The 20,516-nt window shown below is 61.9% G+C and carries 18 protein-coding genes; 6 read left to right on the top strand and 12 right to left on the bottom strand.

Annotated elements, in window-relative coordinates; all coding sequences use genetic code 11:
• Positions 1-72: 72 nt before the first annotated feature.
• The 8 genes from C1M53_RS29160 to C1M53_RS29125 form a co-directional block, all read right to left on the bottom strand.
• On the bottom strand, positions 73-1,221 hold the full coding sequence (locus tag C1M53_RS29160; protein ID WP_129415555.1) for a porin: 1,149 nt from the start codon (positions 1,219-1,221) through the stop codon (positions 73-75).
• Between the two features lie 106 nt (positions 1,222-1,327).
• Positions 1,328-2,326 (bottom strand): oligopeptide/dipeptide ABC transporter ATP-binding protein, encoded by a 999-nt coding sequence (locus C1M53_RS29155; protein ID WP_129415554.1) that lies wholly within the window; start codon positions 2,324-2,326, stop codon positions 1,328-1,330.
• Positions 2,298-3,272 carry an ABC transporter ATP-binding protein gene (locus C1M53_RS29150; RefSeq protein WP_165358277.1) on the bottom strand — a complete coding sequence of 325 codons (975 nt, stop codon included), beginning with the start codon at positions 3,270-3,272 and terminating at the stop codon, positions 2,298-2,300. Before C1M53_RS29150 ends, C1M53_RS29155 begins: the two co-directional genes overlap by 29 nt.
• The gene (locus tag C1M53_RS29145) at positions 3,269-4,186 is read right to left on the bottom strand and encodes an ABC transporter permease (RefSeq protein ID WP_245488343.1); all 918 of its coding nucleotides are present in this window, start codon (positions 4,184-4,186) and stop codon (positions 3,269-3,271) included. The genes C1M53_RS29150 and C1M53_RS29145 overlap by 4 nt, the downstream gene beginning before the upstream one ends.
• Positions 4,179-5,168: an ABC transporter permease gene (locus C1M53_RS29140; protein WP_207213050.1), complete on the bottom strand. Its 990-nt coding sequence runs from the start codon at positions 5,166-5,168 to the stop codon at positions 4,179-4,181. Before C1M53_RS29140 ends, C1M53_RS29145 begins: the two co-directional genes overlap by 8 nt.
• A 10-nt stretch (positions 5,169-5,178) precedes the next feature.
• Positions 5,179-6,777, bottom strand: coding sequence for an ABC transporter substrate-binding protein (locus C1M53_RS29135; RefSeq protein ID WP_129415552.1), 1,599 nt, complete (start codon positions 6,775-6,777; stop codon positions 5,179-5,181).
• A gap of 135 nt (positions 6,778-6,912) precedes the next feature.
• Positions 6,913-8,958: a prolyl oligopeptidase family serine peptidase gene (locus C1M53_RS29130; protein WP_165358276.1), complete on the bottom strand. Its 2,046-nt coding sequence runs from the start codon at positions 8,956-8,958 to the stop codon at positions 6,913-6,915.
• A gap of 75 nt (positions 8,959-9,033) precedes the next feature.
• Positions 9,034-10,344: an amidohydrolase gene (locus tag C1M53_RS29125; RefSeq protein ID WP_245488341.1), complete on the bottom strand. Its 1,311-nt coding sequence runs from the start codon at positions 10,342-10,344 to the stop codon at positions 9,034-9,036.
• A 264-nt stretch (positions 10,345-10,608) separates the two neighbouring features.
• On the opposite strand from C1M53_RS29125, the gene leuC reads away from it, so the two are divergent.
• From leuC to C1M53_RS29110, 3 genes are read left to right on the top strand one after another with little or no spacing between them, the layout of a single operon-like run.
• Positions 10,609-12,027 carry a 3-isopropylmalate dehydratase large subunit gene (gene leuC, locus C1M53_RS29120; RefSeq protein WP_129415550.1) on the top strand — a complete coding sequence of 473 codons (1,419 nt, stop codon included), beginning with the start codon at positions 10,609-10,611 and terminating at the stop codon, positions 12,025-12,027.
• Between the two features lie 2 nt (positions 12,028-12,029).
• Positions 12,030-12,641, top strand: coding sequence for a 3-isopropylmalate dehydratase small subunit (gene leuD, locus C1M53_RS29115; protein ID WP_129415549.1), 612 nt, complete (start codon positions 12,030-12,032; stop codon positions 12,639-12,641).
• Complete coding sequence (locus C1M53_RS29110) at positions 12,623-13,555, top strand: alpha/beta hydrolase (protein WP_129415548.1); 933 nt, start codon at positions 12,623-12,625, stop codon at positions 13,553-13,555. The genes leuD and C1M53_RS29110 overlap by 19 nt, the downstream gene beginning before the upstream one ends.
• Here the strand turns inward: C1M53_RS29110 and C1M53_RS29105 are convergent.
• Both C1M53_RS29105 and map read right to left on the bottom strand, forming a co-directional pair.
• Entirely contained in the window at positions 13,498-14,439 is a 942-nt protein-coding gene (locus C1M53_RS29105) for a LysR family transcriptional regulator (protein ID WP_129415547.1), read from the bottom strand. The two genes, C1M53_RS29110 and C1M53_RS29105, sit on opposite strands and share 58 nt — an antisense overlap.
• Positions 14,440-14,571: 132 nt before the next feature.
• Positions 14,572-15,402 carry a type I methionyl aminopeptidase gene (map, locus tag C1M53_RS29100; protein WP_129415546.1) on the bottom strand — a complete coding sequence of 277 codons (831 nt, stop codon included), beginning with the start codon at positions 15,400-15,402 and terminating at the stop codon, positions 14,572-14,574.
• Between the two features lie 157 nt (positions 15,403-15,559).
• Between map and C1M53_RS29095 the strand changes: the two genes are divergently transcribed.
• Positions 15,560-17,074, top strand: coding sequence for a glycosyltransferase family 39 protein (locus tag C1M53_RS29095; protein WP_129415545.1), 1,515 nt, complete (start codon positions 15,560-15,562; stop codon positions 17,072-17,074).
• A 195-nt stretch (positions 17,075-17,269) separates the two neighbouring features.
• Positions 17,270-17,566: a DUF982 domain-containing protein gene (locus tag C1M53_RS29090; protein WP_129415544.1), complete on the top strand. Its 297-nt coding sequence runs from the start codon at positions 17,270-17,272 to the stop codon at positions 17,564-17,566.
• Positions 17,567-17,601: 35 nt separating this feature from the next.
• Here the strand turns inward: C1M53_RS29090 and C1M53_RS29085 are convergent, their stop codons facing one another.
• A complete protein-coding gene (locus C1M53_RS29085) occupies positions 17,602-19,050 on the bottom strand; it encodes an aromatic amino acid lyase (RefSeq protein WP_129415543.1) in 1,449 nt (482 codons plus the stop codon).
• 210 nt (positions 19,051-19,260) lie between these two features.
• Here C1M53_RS29085 and C1M53_RS29080 point away from each other — a divergent pair, with 210 nt between their 5' ends.
• On the top strand, positions 19,261-20,202 hold the full coding sequence (locus tag C1M53_RS29080; protein WP_129415542.1) for a Dyp-type peroxidase: 942 nt from the start codon (positions 19,261-19,263) through the stop codon (positions 20,200-20,202).
• Here C1M53_RS29080 and C1M53_RS29075 read toward each other — a convergent pair.
• Positions 20,199-20,480 carry an Lrp/AsnC ligand binding domain-containing protein gene (locus C1M53_RS29075; RefSeq protein WP_165358275.1) on the bottom strand — a complete coding sequence of 94 codons (282 nt, stop codon included), beginning with the start codon at positions 20,478-20,480 and terminating at the stop codon, positions 20,199-20,201. The genes C1M53_RS29080 and C1M53_RS29075 overlap by 4 nt on opposite strands.
• Positions 20,481-20,516 lie beyond the last annotated feature (36 nt).

Raw genomic sequence — 20,516 nt, 5'->3', positions numbered from 1 at the left:
GCGACCGGCATTTCAGCCTGCCCAAAAACAGAACCCGGCGTTGCCCGACGGGTTCTGGGAGTTGTCGCGGTGTTAGAAGTCGCGCTGGAAGCGGAGCAGGCCGCCGAGATTGTTCTTCTTGTTGGCGTTGGTCCAACTGCCGGTATAGTCGGCCGTACCGAAATTGCCTTCGTTGACATAGTCGACTTCGGCAGTGACGGTGAAGCCCTGAACCAGTTGGTGAGCAACGTTGACGGCGACGCCAAGGTTCTTGGCGTCATCATAGGAAAGCTGGGCGTTGAACGAAGTCTTCTCGTTGAACTTGTAGGTGCCGCCTCCCCAGACCGCCCAGTTACCGCCCCACAGTTTGTAGAAATTGCGGTCGATATGGTCATTCGTGCCGTAGCCGGCCATGATGAACAGGTCGATCTGGTCGGTCGCCTTCACGTCCAGGCGAACCTTGCCGGCCCACTCTTCGAAATTGCTGTTGTAGGCAACAACGCCGGTGATCCCGCCCCAGCCCTGGGTATATTTCACACCGCCGACGACATGGGGCACATAACTGTCGATGGTGTTGTCGGCGCTGGTCCAGGTGTCGCCGGCGCGTTTCCATTTCGAAAACTTGCCCGCCCCCTGTTCCAGCGAAACGACCGCCGAGAAACCGTTGCCGGCATCGAAAGTGTAGCTGATCAGGTTGGTATCGAGGGCACTGTATGGAACCAGCGTATCGTTGATGACGTTGCCCGCATAGTCGATGAAGCTGGCGAAAGCCGTTTCACCCTTGCCGATGCGCAGACCACCGAGCTGGACCCATGCGAAGGTCAGCGCGTAGCCGTTGCTTGTCGAGTTCGAACCGTAGTCCTGGGGGTTGCCGAAGTCGAAGCGGGTCGAGGTGTAGGTCTTCAGCGTGCCGAGCTCGGTCTCCTGACCGGTCCAGGTCCTGATCGCAAAACGGGCAAGTTTCCACCAGGTACCTTGCTCCTTGTTGTCGAGGCGGTCGTTGGCGCGCGCGCCGTTGTACGAACCAACGTCTCCCATGCCGATATCGTAGCGAATGTACCCGCCGACACGCAGGCAGGTCTCGGTGCCCGGGATGTAGAAGTAGCCGGCGCCGTAGACGTCGCAGACCTTGACGTATTCAGCGGGTTCCGGCTCTGCGACGACGACAGCGTCGGCGGCCCGCGTGCTGGAAACTGCGAGCAAAGCTGCAGCTGAGCCGAGCAAAAGGCTCTTGATGTTCATTGTCTCCTCCAATGAAAAGTTCAGAAAAATGGGCGTGCTTGTTCACGAGGACAGCGTTCCCAGCGCTGTCCCCCTCCCTGAAAAAGCTGCGCGGCGCGCTGCTTTTTCAGATTTCTCCTGCTCGATGGCAGGCAATCAGTGTGTTGGATGCGGATGGCCGAAGTGCCGGCACGGCTGTGCGGCATGGATCCCGGGCATGAGGGCATCGGCCGGCATAGGCGCAGCCGCCCTCCGAAACGGTGCCTGCGGCCGGCATGGGTGCTTCGCGACGCTGCCCCGATCCGGGGATCGCGGCGAGCAGCGCGCGGGTGTAAGGATGTCCTGGCGCATTGAACAGGTCGCGGGTCGTTGCAATTTCCACCAGACGACCGCGATAGAGAACACCGACGCGGTCGCACAGATAGGCGACGACCGAAAGGTCGTGCGAGATGAACAGCATCGACAGCCGGCGGCGCGCCTTGATGTCCTGCAGCAGCGCCAGGATCTGGGCCTGTACCGAGACATCGAGAGCAGACACGGGCTCATCCGCCACCAGCAGGTCGGGTTCCAGCGCGATGGCGCGGGCAATGCCGACGCGCTGGCGCTGACCACCCGAAAATTGATGCGGATGGCGGTCGGCTACGGCTGGGTCCAGTCCGACAGCCTGCAGCAGACCTGCCACCCGGTCGCGCAGCTCCGCCGCTGGCAGGTTGAGATGCGTGCGCAGCGGTTCGGCGACGATGTCGGCGATACGCCAGCGCGGATCCAGCGATGCATAGGGGCTCTGAAACACCATCTGCACCCGCTTCCGGGCGCGCCGAAACTCGTCGCCGGACAAGGCAAGCCAGTCCTTGCCGTCGAAACGGATGCGGCCGGCAGTCGGGCGGATCAGCCTGGCGATCATACGACCGATCGTGGATTTGCCGCTGCCGCTTTCGCCGACGAGGCCGAACGTTTCCTGTGGCCTGATGGCGAAGCTGACATTATCGACCGCACGCATCACTCCCGCCTGGCCGAACCAGCGTCCGGGCAGGGCATAATGCTTCTCCAGGCCTTCGATCGAGAGAAGATCGGCGGCTGTGGCGGTTCGGGCCTGATCAGGCAGCGAGGGGACAGGCGACAGCATGGCGCGGCTCCTCCCGGATTGCGGACAAGGTGGGAATGGCGTCGCGGCAGGTCGCGACGGCATGGCGGCAACGCGGATGGAACGCGCAGCCAGCCGGCGGACGCGCCAGATCGGGCACCGTACCCGGGATCGGCCTGACCACCTGATCTGGAGCCATGATAGACGGGCGCGATGCAATCAGACCTGCGGTATAGGGATGCCGTGGCCGAGCCAGTACCTCATCGGCCGGACCGCTCTCGACCACCCGCCCCGCATACATCACTGCGACGTCGTCACAGGTTTCGGCGATGACGCCGAGATCATGGCTGACGAGGATCACTGCGGTGCCGTGCTCGGACTGCAGACCGCGGAGGAGGTCGAGGATCTGGGCCTGGACCGTGACATCCAGCGCGGTCGTTGGTTCGTCGGCAACGATGAGGGCCGGTTCCAGAGCGAGGGCACAGGCGATGACCACACGCTGGCGCATCCCGCCCGACAATTCGTGCGGATAGGCCCGGCATCGCCTGTCCGCATCGACGATGCCGACACGTTCGAGAAGCGCCGTGACGCGGGCCTGCACCTCGCGCCGCCGCATCTGCGGCCGGTGCCACCGGAACAGCTCGGCGATCTGGTCGCCGATGGTGAGAACTGGATTGAGGGTCGCGGTCGGATCCTGGAAGATCATCGACAGCCGGTCGCCACGCAGTTTTCGCATCTCGCGCTCGGGCAGGCCGATCAGGCTCTTGTCCTCGAAGCGGATGTCACCGCCGGCGATGCGTCCTGGCGATTGGATCAGGCCCATCAGCGCCTGCCCGACCGTCGACTTGCCGCAGCCGCTTTCGCCGACCAGGCCCAGGATGCGGTTGCGGTCGAGCGTCAGCGATACGCCGGCAACCGCCTGAACCGGACCTCTCGGCGACGCATACTCCACGCGCAGGTCCTGGATTTGAAGCAGAGGTGCGCTCATCGTTCTGTCCTCGGATCGATGAAGTCGCGCAGGAAGTCGCCGAACAGGTTGATGCCCACCGAAGTCATCAGGATCACCAGGCCAGGGCCCAGCACCATCCATGGTGCGTCGTAGAGGAAGTCGCGGCCTTCGCTGATCATCTTGCCCCAGGAGGGGGTCGGTGGTTGTACTCCGAGGCCGAGGAAGCTGAGGGCTGCTTCGGCGATGATCACCAATGCCACCTCCAAAGTGGCGAGAACCAGAACCGACGGGATCACGTTCGGCACGACATGGCCCAGCACGATGCGCCAGCCCGGCACGCCGATCGATCGCGCCGCTTCCACGAACTCCATCTGCTCGATGCGCAATGCCTCGCCGCGCACCACGCGAGCGTAGTTGACCCACAAGGCGATCGACAGGGCCAGCACCATGGTCCAGAAGCCGGGACCCAGGATCGCCATGATCATCAGGGCGAGAAGCAGGAAGGGAAAGGCGAGCAGGAAGTCGGCCAGCCGCATGATGATGTTGTCGACGATGCCGCCGGCATAGCCGGCTACGGCACCGAGCAGGGAACCGATCGTGGCGGCCAGCGCGACCACGACGACGGCGACCGCCACCGAGGTACGGGCCCCGACAAGGATCCGGCTGAAGATATCCCGCCCCAGATTGTCGCCACCCAGGATGTGCTCCCAGCTGCCGCCCGTCGCCCAGGCGGGCGGCAGGAAACGCCATTCCAGGACCTGCTGGGCGGGGTCGTGCGGCGCAAGGACCGGGGCTGCGGCGGCGCAGGCGAGGACCAGGCCGACCAGCAGCAGCCCGGCGAGCCCTTTCGGACTGCGGCGCAGCGCCTTGAGGAACCGTCCGCGGGCGACGTCAGGTGCAGGCTCGGCCGACAACCCGGTTCCAACGGCTTGAGACAACATGCTGTCAGCCATGGCGCATCCGTGGATCTATGACATGGTAGAGAAGGTCGACGATCAGGTTCATGGCCACGAACAGCACCGCCGTGATCAGCACGGTCGCCTGAACCAGGGGATAGTCACGGGTGGTGATGGCCTGCACCGACAGCCGGCCGATACCCGGCCAGGCGAACACTGTTTCGGCTACGATGGCGCCGGACAACAGGTTACCCAATTGCAGGCCGATCATCGTGATCACCGGGATGATGGCATTGCGCAAGGCATGCCGCAGCACCACCGTGCGCGGTGGTACTCCCTTGGCCCGGGCGAACTGGACATAGTCCTGGCGGATCGTCTCGATCATCGCCGAGCGGATCAGCCGGGCATTCACCGCCATCAGGCCGAAGGCCAGCGAAACCGAGGGCAGGAGGAAGTAACGTGCCTTCTGCCACAGGAGGTCGAAGCGACCCTCGACGATCGCCCTTGGTATCGCGGCGATCACCGATCCCTTGTAGCCCGAGGCCGGCAGCCAGCCGAGTTGTACCGAAAACAGGAGGATCAGCAGGACACCAAGCAGGAAGGAGGGAGTGGACACACCGAGGACGGCGACGACGGTGCCAGCAGTATCGACCGGGCTATCCCGGCGAAGCGCGGTCACCACGCCGATCGGGACCGCGACCAGCAACGCCAGCACCATCGACCACAGTGTCAGCTCCGCCGTTGCCGGCAGCCGCTCCAGGATCAGCTGCGCAGTCGGGACGCGTTGGCGCAGTGAAGTGCCCAGGTCGCCCTGCAACGCATTGCCAAGGTAGGAGACGTATTGATCCATCATCGACCGGTCTAGACCGAGTTGGCTGCGCAGCCTTGCCTTGTCGGCCTCGGTCATGCCGGGGTTACCCGCCGCCATCACGTCGACCGGGTCGCCCGGCACCAGCTTGGTCATCGCCGACACCACAAAAGCGATGCCCGCAATGATGATCAAGGCGTAGCCGATCCGCTTGATGATGAGGGGCAGCACCAGCCGTTCCTCAGCTCTCGATCCAGGCGCTGCTGACGGAGATGTCGCCGTCGCTGCGCAAGGCTGCGTCCTTGACTGCGGACGACAGGGCGGCGAAGTTCAATGGTTCGAACAGGGGAGCCCAATAGGCTTGGCGCATGATCAGCGCCTGTGCGTCGTCGAGAAGCGTCTGGCGCCCGGCTGGATCGAACGCCACCCTTTGCGCCTCGAGTAGCTTGTCCAGCGCCGGGTCCTTGTGGAAGCTGCGGTTGTATGACCCTTGGCTGTGCAGCGCCGCGTAGAGGATATCGGCATCGTTGTATTCATACGCCATGAAGAAGATGTGGTGCTCGCCCTTGCTCGACAGCGAGGCCCATTCGGCAACCGGAAGCGACTGGATCTCGAGTTCGATGCCGATGTCACGCAATTCGGTCTGCACGATCTCGGCCGTCCGGCGGACCGGCGGCATATCGGAGGTGATCATGCGCAGCTTCAGTCCTGCCTGTTGGCCGGCCTCGGCCAGCAGCGCCTTGGCCTTGGCTGGGTCATAGGGATAGTCCAGCGTCTCGACCGCCTTTGAGTAACCCGGGATGGTCGTGGGCAGGGGGCCATGCGCAATCTGGCCGTTGCCGTCGAGAGCAAACGCCAGCACTTTTTCGCGGTCAATCGCATGGCTAACTGCCTGGCGCACGCGAATGTCGTCGAACGGCGCCTTGCTCATGTTGAAGACCAGCGCGCGCAATCCTTGCCTCGCTCGCGACAGAAGCTGGATCTCGCCATTCTGGCGCAGCCGGCGGACTGCGTCGACGGGTACGGCCTGACCCGTGGCCAGCACATCGATCTCGCCTGTCTCCAGGGCCGCGATCCGGGTCGAATCCTCGGGGAAGTACAGGAATTGCACTTCATCCGGTGCCCCCACCGGGCCGCATTTGTAGTCGTCGAACCGCACCAGCTTGATGCCGGTATCGGGCGCCCAGCCCGAGAAACGGAAGGGCCCGCAGCCGACGGGATTGCGGCCGAACTGATCGCCAAGCGCTTCGATCGATTTGCGTGGCAGGATCGCGGCCGCGGGGCTTGAGAGGCCGATCCACAGTGGCACGAAAGGTTCCTTGAAATGGTAGGCAACGGTCAAACGGTCGATCACCTCGGCCTTGTCGAACGGGCCGAGCAGATAGGCGGATGGCGATGCCGTGGCCGGGTCCATGATCCGTTGCGTGGTCCACACGCAGGCTTCTGCATCGACAGGGCTGCCGTCATGGAACGTCACGCCGTCGCGCAGGTGGAACACGATGGTCTTGTTGTTGTCCGTTACGTCCCACCGTTCAGCCAGCCCGGGCACGACATTGCCGTCGGTGTCGAGACGCGCCAGCGGCTCGTAGATCCAGTTATTGGTCTGGTCCGAGACGGCGACGAGCGTCTTTTGCGGATCCAGGCTGTCGGGTTCCTGGTCGCGGCCGATGCGCAACGTTCCGCCGCGGCCCTCGGCGAACGCTGCGCGGTCCGGCAGAACCATTGCCGCAGCCAGCGCGGCGAAGCCGCCGAGGACCGCTCGGCGACTCAGCACGCTCTGCCGTGCACGGGCATAGGTCAGCTCCAGGAATTCCTGCGGATTCATCTGATTGAGCGACATGGCTTCTTCCTCTTTTTCTACGGCCTTATCTTGACCGATCCCGCTGCATTGCCGCGGGACTGGCTCGGCCTGCTTGTCAAACGTCACGATCGAGAGAGCAGCTTCCTCCGGCTGCTCCTCCGGTCGAGTTGGCGATCATGCCGACTTGGCCAGGGTCACCTGCGCGTATCGCTCGAACCAGTCTCCGATCCGCTCGGCGAAATCGAGATATTGGCTGGGATGGCGCTCGAGCCCGTGATTGTTGTCGGGATAGCTGACCAGCGCGGCTTCGACACCGCACATCTTCAAGGCGGTGAAGTACATTTCCGACTGCGTGATCGGTGTACGCCAGTCGCGTTCGCCACACAGGACGATCGTGGGTGTGCGGACATTGCCGACCAGGGCCAGCGGCGAATGACGCCAGTACACTTCCTGTTTGCCGGCATCCCAAGGCGGCCCCGACCGCCAGCGATAGGCGAAGTAGTCCGGCCGGTCCTGGAGCAGTGTCTGGCTGATCCATTCGACGACTCCATAGACAACAGCGGCCGCTGCGAAGCGATGGGTGTGACCGATGAGCCAGGCTGTCAGCACGCCACCCGCGGATTCCCCCGCGACATAGACGCGCTCGGGGTCGATGCCGCCGCGCTTGACCACCAGGTCAACGGCATCGGCGATCATCAGATCGTCGGCGCCGGGGAAATCATGCTCCAGATGATCGGTGAAGGTCTCACCATAACCGAGCGATCCGCGAGGGTTCATCATGAGCACGGCATAGCCGCGCGCCGCCCATAGCTGCGGTATGACCGCGAAATGTGGCCCCCAGCTCAGATAGGGGCCGCCATGGAGCCACAGGATCATGGGGAGCGGCTTGTCGGCAGGTGCGTCGGCTGGCCGGACAAGCCAGGCCTGCATGGGCTGCCTGGTTGCCAGCCACATCGGCTCGATCGGTGCGACGGTTATGTCCGACATCCAGTCGCTTTCGCGCGTCACCTCCTGGCAGCGCGCGCCATCAGGGGAGAGGATTGCGACTTCGTCGGTCCGTGTCGAACTGCCCCGCAATATCGCGATCTCGCCATCGTGTGAGACGGAAACGAACTTGCTCCACAGCACATATCCGGATGCCGCCGAGCCTCCCACCTCTCGCGACAGGACCGTCCATTGCCCTTCGAGGTCGACCTTCTGCAGGGATCCGGTGCCTTCGTGCGGGACGAGGGCGAGCAATCCCGAACTGTCTGGCAGCCAGAGCAATTCCTGATGGACTTCAAGTCCGTCGGGATGGTTCAAGGCGCGGAGATTGTCGCCCGACCGGCTCATGACATGGACGACATTCGTGCGGAAGCTCTTCTGTGGTCCACGGGAGCCGACAAACGCGATCCACTCGCCATCAGGTGAGACAGAGGCATGAGCAATCGTTCCGCCGAAACGGGTCAGGCGGGTGACGGCACCGTCCGCAATCGAAAAGCTGTAGACATCCGCCGCCACGGCATGAACCGGGTCGACTGGACCAGGTGGGGTCGGATCGCGCAGCATCGACATCACCAGGCTGCGGCTGTCCGGAGACCAGGAGATATGCCCGGCGAGCTTCAGTTTTGTGATCAACGCCAGCGGACCGCCATGTTCGAACGGATCGAAGGTCAGCTGCCGGATCGTGGCCGTCGCGACATCGAGCAGGAAGATCTGGTGATGCCCCTCGGGCAGCAGTTCGGCGTCGACGCCTTCTATTCGGCGCAGCAGCTTTTCCGTGTACTGACCGGGCCGCGCCCAATGTTCCGTACGAAGCGCATGCCAGGCCGGTGCCGGTTGGTTGTTCGCCTGGCCGGGTCGTGCCAGCTGCGCCCGCATGACGAATGCGATTGTTCGACCGTCGGGAGACCAGGCAAGGCCTTCGGGTGTCGACGGCAGGCTGGCGACTGTGACGGCTTCGCCAGTTGCTGCGGACCAAAGGCGGATTTCATTCGTATCGTCGCCGGCGTTCACAAATGCGAGGCGGCCTGATTCCGGCGACCAGCGTGGCTGGAACCCATCGCCCAGATCTTCAGCCTTGCCGGACTTGCGTTCGATGATCTGTACATTCGAAGACCAGGCATCTTGGATGACGTCCGGCCGGTCGCGCACATAGGCGATATAGCGCCCATCTGGTGAAATCTGCGGGTCTGACGGCAGACGCAGCCGGAAATAGTCCTGTGGCTCAAGAACCGACACGTGAGAGATCCTCCATTGGATTGGCTGGTGCGCTCGCAAAAGAGAGCTTTGCTGACCCGTTGCACGAAGGTGCTGTCATCCATCCCGTGAGCGGGCACCAGGGCCGAGGCGCCGATGGGCAATTCCTGCGAACATGCCCGCGGCGACCGGTAGAATGTCGTCGTTGAAATCGTAGAGGGGGTGGTGGAGATAGGCGCTGTCTTCGCCATTGCCGACGAAGAAAAAGCAGCCGGGAACCTTCTCGAGGTAGAAGGCGAAGTCCTCGGCTCCCATCGTGGGAAGCTGATGGACATATCCCGCGTTGTCGGGCCCGACGACATCGGCAGCGACAGCCACGGTGAACTCGGTTTCAGCGTCGTGGTTGACGACGGGTGGAATGCGCAGGATGCGCGTCAGCTCCACCTCGGCGCCGTGGGCGTGGCAGATGCTCGTGATCAAACGATTGAGCTCTCGGTCGATCATGGCCCCGGTTTCAGGACTGGCATCGCGTGTGTTGATCGTCATCGAAGCGCGGCCGGGGATGATGTTGTGGGCGTTGCCGCCATGGAACTGCGTGACGCTGACCACTCCCGATTCCAGCGGAGAAAGGCGTCTCGACACCACGCTTTGCATGGAATGGATCAGGCTTGCGCCCACGAAAATCGGGTCTACTGCCAGGTCGGGCCGAGAGGAGTGGCCGCCATTGCCGATGATGGTGACATCATAGACAGACGTGCCGCCCATGGCCGGCCCCGCCTTGGCGAAAACCCGGCCTGACCGATAGCCCGGACGGTTGTGAAAGCCGTAAATGGCGTCAACCCCGGCGAGTGCGCCTTCCTCGATCATGCGGGCAGCGCCGGTGCCGCCTTCCTCTGCAGGCTGGAACAGCAGTTTGATACGCCCGCCCAGTTGGTCGCTTTCCGAAGCAAGCTTCGCGGCGGCCAGCAGTAGTGAAGCCGTATGTCCGTCATGGCCGCACGCGTGCATCTTGCCCGGGACGGTTGACGCGTAGCGCAGACCTGTCTCTTCCTGAATTGGCAGGGCGTCCATGTCGGCACGAAAACAGAGGGTTGGACCTGGCCGTCCGGTATCGAGAACGCCAGTCACGCCAGTATCCGCAATACCCTGCTTCGTCTCGTAGCCATGCCGGACGAGGAAACTGGCGACGAGGTCGGAGGTTTCCCTTTCCTCGAATTTCAGTTCGGGTCTGCTGTGCAGGTGACGGCGGATGGAAGTTGCTTCTTCCACGGCAGATGACGGGAAGGTGGTCAGGGAAGCCTGCATCATTCCCCGCAATACCGGCGACGTTCGATCGCATTTCGATCGGCGTGGATGAGATGGCCGCCAAAGAAGCTCACAATCCGATGCATGTTGTCTCCCCCGGTCCTTGCTGCATTCGCCCGGCAAGACCTTGCTCGACAGACGAAAATTTCCCCTGGCGTTGTTCGCGTCCCGGCTTTTCTGGCTGAATGCCGCCGATGGACTGTCGACAACGATGGCGCATTTTCTGCTCATTGGCCGACAGCACATTGGCTGACCGGCAAAGCCACCCTAGTAATTCGGCACGCTCGACGGCCAGCAGGATTTGCCGATTAATCGATGCAAGTTTTGCATGGGACCGCTCGCGTTCGCCGACGCTAACCTTTCCGTCACAGACCGGAGGTTGCGGCGGTGTACAGGGCTCGAACGCTTTACGACAAACTCGTTGATCGTCACACGGTGAGAAAGCTCGACGAGCAGGGTCAGCAGGTCGTGCTCTATGTCGATCGCACCGTATTGAACGAATACACGTCACCGCAGGCATTCACCGCCCTGCGTCTGGCCAGCCGTTCCGTCTGGCGTCCTCGTGCGGCTCTCGGTGTCGTCGACCACGTCAATCCAACCGTCGTCGGCCGCATCACCATGCCGGGGGACGCAGCGAGACAGACCGCATATTTCGCCGAGAACTGCCGCGATTTCGGCATCGAGATTTTCGACATGACGCATGCCATGCAAGGCATCGAACATGTGGTCATGCCTGAGATCGGCCTGGTGTTGCCGGGCATGGTGATTGCGGCAGGTGACAGCCACACCACCACCTATGGTGCGTTTGGTGCCCTCGGCTTCGGCATCGGCACATCCGATATCGAGCACTACCTCGCAACGCAGACGCTGATCTACAAGCGGCTGGCGTCAATGCGTGTCACACTGGAGGGGCATCTGCCGCCAGGTGTGCGTTCCAAGGATGTCGTCATGGCGCTGATCGAGAAGATCGGTGCTTCGGGCGCGACGGGTTATGCGATCGAGTTTCAGGGCGCAGGCATCCGTACGCTCAGCATCGAGGCGCGCATGACGCTGTGCAACATGGCGGTCGAGTGCGGTGCACGCGGCGCGCTGATAGCACCCGACGAAAAGGTCATGGACTACCTCTCGCAAACGCCGCGGGCGCCCAAAGGTGAGCTTTGGCGACTGGCAACTGAAAGCTGGACATCGCTGCAGACGGATCAGGATGCGGTTTTCGACAGGGAAGTCATCCTGGCCGCCGGGGAAATCGCACCCATGGTGACCTGGGGAACGAGCCCGGATCAGGCGGTCAAGATCACCGAATGTGTACCGGATCCCCGTCTGCAGCCGGATCCTGTTCGCCGGCAAGCCATCGAGCGCGCTTTGGCTTACATGGATCTCAGAGCCGGTCAGCCCGTGGATTCGATCGAAATCCAGGCAGCATTCATCGGCTCCTGCACCAATGCGCGCATCGAGGATCTGCGCGATGCGGCGCGAATTCTGGAAGGGCGGCAAATCGCGCCAGGTGTGAGGGCGATCGTTGTCCCCGGCTCAATGTCGGTCAGGCGCCAGGCGGAAGCCGAAGGCCTCGATCGCGTTTTCACCTCGGCTGGTTTCGAATGGCGGCAATCGGGGTGTTCGATGTGCCTGGCGATGAATGACGACGTCCTCGCCCGGGCGGAGCGGTGTGCGTCCAGCACCAATCGAAATTTCGAGGATCGTCAGGGTGCCGGGGGACGCACGCATCTGATGAGCCCGGCAATGGTTGCGGCATCGGCCGTGGCTGGTCGCCTGGCGGATGTTCGTCAAATCGCGAGTGAACGTTAGAGATGCAAGCCTTTGTCAAGGTGAGGGGTGTTGCAGTACCGCTCGCGGCCAGCAACATCGATACCGATGTCATCATGCCCAAGCAGTTCCTGAAAGGAATAGATCGCAGCGGTCTCGACCGCGGACTGTTCTACCATCTCCGTTTCGACGAGCAGGGCGGGGCTCGTCCGGAATTCATCCTCAACCGCCCGCAATGGCGGGATGCCGCCTTTTTGATCGCCGGCGCCAATTTTGGCTGCGGATCCAGTCGGGAACATGCTGTCTGGGGGCTTATGCAATATGGCATCCGCGCCATCGTCGCGGAGAGTTTTGCGGGCATTTTCTTCGATAACTGCGCCCGTAACGGCTTGCTCGCAATCGAGCTCGGCGAGCCTGACGTCAGGCGTCTGCAGGAGCGCGCCGGCTTGCCCGAGGACAACGTGCTCGTCATCGATCTGGACAGCCAGACCATCAGTGGCCAGGACCTGGAGATCGGTTTCAAGATCGAGGCGATACGCAAGAACGCCTTGCTCAAGGGGCTTGATGCTGTTGGCCAGACGCTGGAGTTGAGTGATGAAATCAGCGCCTTCGAGCGCAAGCATCTGCGGGACAATCCATGGCTGGACGCGAACTGACCGCTGAAGGATCACTGAAGCCGATCGGATCGTCGCCATTCCTGGAAGGCTTCGATCTGTTCGATTTCACCTCGACGGCGGAAACGAGACTGCGCTTTGCGATCGCGGGCGAGGGGCAGCCGCTCCTGCTTCTTCACGGGCATCCGCAAACGCACGTAACTTGGCGAAAGATCGCCCCGGTACTTGCCCGACACTTCACCGTGATCGCGGCCGACCTGCGCGGATATGGCGACAGCAGCAAGCCGTCGGGCGGAGATGATCACGTCAATTACTCCAAGCGGGCGATGGCCAGGGATCAGGTCGAACTGATGCGGGCATTGGGGTTCGAGCGTTTTGTCGTGGCGGGACACGATCGGGGTGGACGCGTCGCCCACCGCATGGCGCTCGACCATCCAGATGCCGTAACCAGTCTGGCAGTGCTGGACATCGCACCGACCGCGACGATGTATGCGCGCACCAACCGGGAATTTGCCACGCGGTACTTCTGGTGGTTTTTCTTCATCCAGCCCCACCCGTTGCCGGAGCGGCTCATGGGTGCTGATCCGGAATATTTTCTGCAGGCACATCTTGGCCGGCAAAACGGTGCTGTGCATGCAACCGAACCCGAGGTCATGGCAGAATACCTGCGCTGCTATCGCGACCCCAGGACACAGCATGCCGTTTGTGAAGATTACCGGGCCGCGGCCGGTATAGATCTTGTCCATGACGCCACGGATGACGACAAACGCATTGCCGTACCCCTGCTTGCCATGTGGGGCGCGCGTGGAACCGTCGGCACGCTTTATGACGTCGAACAGACCTGGCGGGAGAAAGCGCTCGACGTCAGGGGCAGGGCGCTGGATTGCGGCCATAATCTTCAGGAGGAATGCCCAGCTCTGGTGACGGAAGAGCTGCTGTCGTTCTTCGCAAGCTGATCACGGTCGCGTAGCAAACGCTGCCAGAAGCGTTCCGCTGTCTGGGTCTGCCGCGCCTTGGCGCGAAAAAGATGGATGTCGATCGAGACCTCGTCCTCCGGCAGGCCGATCTTCACCAGGCGTCCGGAAGCGATATCCTCGGCAACCAGGCTGAGCGGAGACCACGCCAGCCCGCGCCCGTCGCGTGCCATCGCGACAAGCATCGTTGCAAGATGCGAGGAGAAGACCGGCTCCGGTGGCAGGCTCCTGCCGTTCTGTTCCCAGGCGGCGTTCAGAATGCGGCCCATGCCGGATTCAGCAGAATAAGCGAGATAGGGCCCATTCTCCATGAGTTCAGCCGATGCGAGGGACGGCGCGGCAACGGGAACGAGGATGTCCGTGCCAAGCGGCACGGACCGAAATCGATCGCCTGTCAGCCTGTTGAAGGCAGCGGCATGGTGATGGCACAGGAGGAACTGGCTCCGCCCTTCGATCATGAGCTGTTCACAGCGCACCATTGAATCCGCGATCAGCTGCACGGAAGCCATCAAGGGCTTGTCACTTTCCAGCCGGCGCAGCCAAGGCGGGAAGAACGTCAACGACAGGGCGTGCGTCGATGCGAAAACCAGCGTCTCCGTTGCCGCCTGGGCAGCGCTCATCGCATCACGGCGCGCGCTTTCGAGTTGCCTGAGGATCTCCTCGGCGAATGGCTTGAGGCGTTCGCCGGCACTGGTGAGCTCGATAGAATGCGAGCTTCTGTCGAAAAGCGGCGTGCCCACCCACTCCTCGAGGCATTTGATTCTCCTGCTGAAGGCAGGCTGACTGATGGCCCGTCGCTCGGCGGCTCGGGAAAACCCGCCCTCGCGTATCACGGCAAGGAAATCCTGCAGCCAGACTGTATCCATGCTTGTTTCCCCGAGCGGTGATACCGCTGTCAGGCCAGCAACCGACGCTCGTTTTTCCCCGTGCTCGTCATGGACCTCAGCCTTGAACGCGTCTTCGGCATGAGAGCAGGGGCAGCTTCACCCAGTTTCAGCTTACAGCGGCGGGAGGCCCGGCCTGTCGAGCCCCTTCGGCGACAGTGTGAAGATCTCGCAACCGGTTTCGGTGACGCCGATCGTGTGTTCGTACTGCGCTGAAAGCGAACGGTCCCGGGTTACCGCGGTCCAGCCGTCGGAAAGAACCTTCACATGCGGTCGGCCGAGATTGATCATCGGCTCCACCGTGAAGATCATGCCGGGCCGCATTTCCACGCCTTCATTGGCATGGCCGTAGTGCAGGATGTTTGGAGCGTCATGGAACAGTCGGCCGACACCATGACCGCAGAAATCCCGAACGACGGAGCAGCGTTCAGCCTCGGCATAAACCTGGATGGCCTGTCCGATGGCGCCAGTGCGCACGCCGGGACGGATGACGGCAAGGCCGCGCATCAGGCATTCATGCGTCACTTCCATCAGTCGTTCGGCCGCGCGCTTGACGGCACCAACCGGATACATACGGCTGGAATCGCCATGCCATCCGTCCAGGATGTAGGTAACGTCGATGTTGACGATATCACCGTCGCGCAACGGCTTGTCATCGGGAATCCCGTGGCAGACGACGTGGTTGATCGAGGTGCAGGACGATTTCGTATAGCCACGATAGTTGAGCGTGGCCGGCAGCGCACCGTTGTCCATGCCGAACTCGAAGACGAAGCGGTCTATCGTATTCGTGGTAACGCCAGGTTTTACGATATCGACCAGTTCGTCCAGGCACTGCGCGGTCAGCAGGCAAGCCTTGCGCATCCCGGCGAAGCTTTCCTCATTGTAGAGCCTGATCTGGCCGGTGTTACGCAGCGGGGCCGTTTCGGCGTCTAGATAGGTAACCATGGATATCCGGAAGCGGTTTGTTTCGAGCAGATTATCATGTGACACCGATGGTGTCGTTCTTCAACCTCTGCGTTGCATCGGGCGCAAGACAGGGGGATTTGAGCATGCTAAATGCCGACTGCTGGGGGAGACAGGCATCTAAACGGGACGGTATTCCGTGTCGGGTATCCTCAGGCAACTGCTCGGCTGGCCGGGCTGGCGCGCATCTCCCGCGCAATGGCAGATCAACATGCTGGAAGGGTGGGCCAGATACTGGCCTGTCTTCGTGCTTGGCGCGGGTCTCCTTCTCTATTTTCCGTATCTGGGGCTGCGCCCACTGCGTTTCGAGGAAGGCCGGCGCGCGCTGCAGGTCCTGGAAATGCTGGAAGGTGGTGCCTGGTGGCATCTCAAATTCATCGGCACGCCCTACGTCAACAAGCCACCATTCACGCCCTGGCTGATGGCGGCCGTTGGTCTGTTGCGTGGTGTCCTCGATGAGGTGACAGTCCGCCTGCCGGGCGTGATTGCGGCATTGGCCGGTGCACTTTCCGCCGGTACCGCTGCACTTGTCCTTGCGCCGCGCGATCGAAAGGTGGCCGCTCTGACAGCGGGATTGGCCTTCCTCTGCTCGGTGCAGATACTGCTGAAGGCACGCATCGGCGAGACGGATGTCACAGTCACGGCTCTTTGCGGCATGGCGCTGGCGCTCTGGTTGTATGGCCGTGCTCGTCAGCATTTCGGACCCGCCTTGTGGCTTGGCATTGCAGCTCTTCTCGCCTGCGCGGCCATGACCAAGGGGCCGATCCCGGTTGCGTTTTCAGCACTGCCGATGATCCTCATGCCGCTTCTCGAACGTAAGCCGCGCGAGGCGCTTGTCGCGGTCGCCATCATTGCGGTTGCGCATCTTCCGATGCTCGCCTGGGCCTGGTCGAATCGTCCGGATGCCGGTGCCGCGCATTGGGTCAGCGAAATGCGGCTCGGTGGCGAGGTTGGCGGCGACAACCGCCTGACACGATTGCTGCATCTGAGTGATCTGCCTTTGGCGATTCTTTACCAATTGCCATTCCTGCCGGCAGCGGTTGCCCTGGTCTCCGTCCGCTCCGACCTGCCGCGGGAGCGCCGCTGGATGATCGATGCATTGCTCCTGGCTGCGGTGCCATTGGGCGTGCTGACGAGCATCCTTCCGATCGGCAGAACGCGCTATTCGATGCCGGCGACCTGGCCTCTCGCCGTCATGGCCGGGCTCTGGGTGTCGATGAACTGGCGCCGGCTTTACATGGCGCATTTCATCATCGGTGCCGGGCTGACCATCGCCGCCATCGTGCAGCTTGTTCAGGTTGTCGTCACCGATGGCCGCACAAGCGGACAGCGTCAGCTGCGCGCGGACGTCGAGGCGTTTTCTGCTGTGATGAAAAGCCTGCCGCCGGGGCCAATGCCGGTGGTCTGGGATCACGATCATATGAACGAGAACATTCTGGTCTACGGCCACCGCAAGATCTTTGAGCTGCGACGCGATGAGCTCGATTGCCAGGTGGCGAGCGGCTATCTGGTCGCCGGCGCTTCGGATATCGCGGTAATGGATGCCTCGCCGAACTGGACTAAAATCGAGCCGTTGTCGGACTGGGGCGCTCTCTACAGGCGGGTTGATGAGGCACCAACGCGAAACTGCAAGCCGCGCTTCGCCCCTGCCTGATCCTTGCTGCAACCCTGGCGTTTGCTTCTTTGGTGTGGACTGTTGCTGTAAGCGAGGTGGTGCGGCCGGTTGTGTTGCAGATATGCAACCAGTGGTCGCGCTCTCGCCACAATTCACCATAAAAGGCTTCGGCAAGGAACTTCCGCCCAGAAAAGACGTTCACGCCCCGGGTGGAGGTAATCGAGAGGCGTTGCCATGCGCGAATTGCAGTTTGCCGTACCCGTTCGTATCGTCCCCACCCCAGACCAGCCGGTCGAGGAGATTTATGGTGTCGAACAGGCCATGGACTTCCTGTCCGATTGGCCAACGGGCAAGCAGGGTAAACTGTATCAGACGGCTTTCAATGCCTGTTTCGGTGCCAGCGTCGGCATCATGACCTCCGAGGAGGCATGCCGCGCCTTCGCGGCTTTCTGCCGTGCCAGCGGCATCATGGCCAAGGACATGATGCGGCCGCGCAAGCGCGGTGATGAGCCGGAAATGCTGCCGATCTGACCGGTTTCACATCATTGGAAACGTTTGGGCTGTAGCTAGGCCCTGAACGTTTCTGAAGTAAAGTGCCGCGCCAGCCGCTCAAGTTCCGGTCCAAGGATCCTGTCCTGCCGCACCGGCGGCACCAAAGAGCGCACCTCATCCATGAACTGTGCAAGCCGAGGCGGTGCGTTGCGCTTCGTGGCGTAGAAGGCCTGCGAGGCAACCGCTGAAAGAGCCGCCAGGCACGCATCGAGATATCGGCCAGCTTTCTCTTCCTTTGTCCAGGCGATGAAGGCTGTCGTCGCCACGTCATCCTGACCCGAGCCGGCCGACTCCGTACCCGGGATGAAGGTCGTCTGCGCCGCCATTTTCGCCTGTTCGAGATATCCCGTTGAGGCCATTGGCACATAGCCGAGAGCCCCATGTCCATCGCTGTCGCTCGGATGCCGATCGACCATTAGCAGATTGGGTAGATGCGAAACCGCGCCGTTGAGCAGTTTGGATCCATGGCGGTCGGAAAGCAGGCAAAGATCCGCCCAGATCGCTGCCAGGTCGTCCAGGGCAGGCGCTGCCATGGCATTATGGTAGCCGCCGGTGCTGATGCAGCGACCGTAGACGTGGTTGTCGTCCGGCGGGATGAAGACGGGATTGTCGGAGGCCGAGCGCAGCGAAATCGTTGCCGCGCGTTCGGCAGTGGCAAGGGCGCGGTATGCCTGGCCGAGGATCCGCGGCACGATACGAAAGCTGACGGGCGCCTGATAGTTGCGTCGTTCGTTTGTTCCGCCTTCAAGCAGAGTGCGCAGGCCGCTCAGGGCCGTGGCTTCATGTTCGTCGCCCCAGAGGGTCTCGAGCGCTGCGTCGTAATGCTCGAGCGGCGCACGGAACGCTTCGATCGAAAGGGCGAAGACCTGCTCGGCGCGTCGCAATCTTCGTCTCGCGGCAATGGCGCTGTCGGCAACGAGCGCTGCCGCGCATGGCGACCCGTTGATCAGCGAGCCACGTTCCTTGACTTCGAGATCAAGGCTGGAAGTCAGTTCGGCGAACAGAGGGTAGAGGGCGAGGATTTCTCCGGCCCCGCCTTGGCCGGAGGAAGCAACAGCTGGCATTGGCCGACCGTCGAGCATGTCCGCCACAGCAAGCGCTATCCGGGTGGTGGTTGCCGCATGGCCCTCCACGAAATTGGCCAGCCGTGCAAACACCATGGCGCGCACCACACGCTCAGGGAAGGGGTCGCCAAAGGAGGTCGCAGCGGCGAAGGCTTTTATGCGGGCATGGCGCTCGCGCTCGTCGGTTGAAAGACGCGTGTGGGCAAGTTCACCCATTGCCGTCGTCACGCCATAGATGACGACCGACGGGTCTTTGTTGATGAGGTTGAGGAAGGCGGTCCGGCAACGCGCGATTTCCGACAGGGCGGCGTCGCTGAGCATGACAGGTTCCTTCTGCCAGGCGACACGCAACAGCGTCTCGAGATTGATATCGTGTCTGGTGGTAATGACGACCGTCATCGGAGCATCCCCAAAAATATCCGGGAGATACGAAGTGCTGCCGTTGCTCCAGTGTGGTCAAGGCCTCGGTGGGAGCTTCGGCTGTGCCAGATTCGACCACATTGGCTGTGTCTCAAGGGAACGTCGTTTTGTGGATCTCGAAACTTGTAGATCGATCTTGGCCGTTGCATCGTATGGATCGTTGACGCTCGACGATGGTTGATGGACAAAATGGTCTCAAGCCTTCCTTCCCCCGTATCACAATCGGTTGCCAGCAGGCTTACACGTGCAGCCATTTTCCTGGTGGTGACGATCAATCCTGGACCGGAGGCTGAGGAAACGGTGCGCGACCTTTGCGCTGACCTGTCGAGCTTGCTGCGGGGTGTCGGGTTCCGTGATCTCGAAGGTCAGCTCTCCTGCGTCATGGGATTTGGTTCGCAGGCCTGGGACAGGCTGTTTGGTGCGCCAAGGCCAAGGGATCTGCATCCGTTCCGTGAAATTCACGGTGTCCATCACGCGGTTTCAACCCCCGGTGACATACTCTTTCATCTGCGTGCTGCGAGCATGGATCTGTGCTTCGAACTGGCCACGCACATCATGTCGCGGTTAGGCGCTGCTGTCGCCACTGTCGACGAAGTGCACGGTTTCAAGTTTTTCGACGATCGTGACCTGATCGGTTTCGTTGACGGCACCGAGAATCCAGTCGACCAGGCAGCGGTGGATGCCACCATCGTCGGTGAGGAAGATGCTTCCTTCGCTGGCGGCAGCTACGTGATCGTCCAGAAGTACCTGCATGACGTCGAGCGGTGGAACAAGGTACCGGTCGAGGAGCAGGAGAACATCATCGGGCGCCACAAACTCTCCGACATCGAACAGCGCGATTCAGAAAAGAAGCCCTACGCCCACAATGTCCTGACCTCGATCGAGGAAGACGGCAAGCAGTTGCAGATCCTGCGGGACAACATGCCGTTTGGCGAGATTGGCAAGGGTGAGTTCGGGACCTATTTCATCGGCTACGCCCGTTCCCCGCACCGTATCGAGAAAATGCTCGAGAACATGTTCGTCGGCAATCCGCCGGGAACCTATGACCATCTGCTCGATTTCAGCCGCGCGGTTACAGGATGCCTGTTCTTCGTGCCGACTGTCGACTTCCTGGACGATGTCGCTTCCTAGTCCGGAAACGCCCGTAAAAGAACACGACGCAACAGGAATTCAGTCCTGATCTTCCTGACGCCGGGGAGCTTCGAAAGGACATTGCGATGCAGGCTTTCGAACTCCTGCATTGCCGTGACAGAGACGAACAACAGGTAGTCTGGATTGCCGGCTACGGTGTAGCATTCCTCGATTTCGGGATGTTGCTGGAGAGAGCGTTCGAACAACTCCACAGCCCCTGCGGTGAGCGCTTCCAATTCGATCCAGATCGGAATTTTCGTCGCGACGGAAGGGCGCATCCATCGCGCCTTGTCGTCACGCCCAATTGAACTGCG

The organism is Mesorhizobium sp. Pch-S, assembly GCF_004136315.1.
Lineage (GTDB): Bacteria > Pseudomonadota > Alphaproteobacteria > Rhizobiales > Rhizobiaceae > Mesorhizobium.
The sequence above is the reverse complement of the archived record's forward strand: the minus strand, read 5'-3'. Positions and strand labels throughout refer to the sequence as shown.

Coding starts and splice junctions, on each gene's coding strand:
- C1M53_RS29160 (WP_129415555.1), bottom strand. CDS start 1,221: ATGAACATCAAGAGCCTTTTGCTCGGCTCAGCTGCAGCTTTGCTCGCA.
- C1M53_RS29155 (WP_129415554.1), bottom strand. CDS start 2,326: ATGCTGTCGCCTGTCCCCTCGCTGCCTGATCAGGCCCGAACCGCCACA.
- C1M53_RS29150 (WP_165358277.1), bottom strand. CDS start 3,272: ATGAGCGCACCTCTGCTTCAAATCCAGGACCTGCGCGTGGAGTATGCG.
- C1M53_RS29145 (WP_245488343.1), bottom strand. CDS start 4,186: ATGGCTGACAGCATGTTGTCTCAAGCCGTTGGAACCGGGTTGTCGGCC.
- C1M53_RS29135 (WP_129415552.1), bottom strand. CDS start 6,777: ATGTCGCTCAATCAGATGAATCCGCAGGAATTCCTGGAGCTGACCTAT.
- leuD (WP_129415549.1), top strand. CDS start 12,030: ATGCAAGCCTTTGTCAAGGTGAGGGGTGTTGCAGTACCGCTCGCGGCC.
- C1M53_RS29110 (WP_129415548.1), top strand. CDS start 12,623: ATGGCTGGACGCGAACTGACCGCTGAAGGATCACTGAAGCCGATCGGA.
- C1M53_RS29105 (WP_129415547.1), bottom strand. CDS start 14,439: ATGGATACAGTCTGGCTGCAGGATTTCCTTGCCGTGATACGCGAGGGC.
- map (WP_129415546.1), bottom strand. CDS start 15,402: ATGGTTACCTATCTAGACGCCGAAACGGCCCCGCTGCGTAACACCGGC.
- C1M53_RS29090 (WP_129415544.1), top strand. CDS start 17,270: ATGCGCGAATTGCAGTTTGCCGTACCCGTTCGTATCGTCCCCACCCCA.
- C1M53_RS29085 (WP_129415543.1), bottom strand. CDS start 19,050: ATGACGGTCGTCATTACCACCAGACACGATATCAATCTCGAGACGCTG.
- C1M53_RS29080 (WP_129415542.1), top strand. CDS start 19,261: ATGGTCTCAAGCCTTCCTTCCCCCGTATCACAATCGGTTGCCAGCAGG.
- C1M53_RS29075 (WP_165358275.1), bottom strand. CDS start 20,480: ATGCGCCCTTCCGTCGCGACGAAAATTCCGATCTGGATCGAATTGGAA.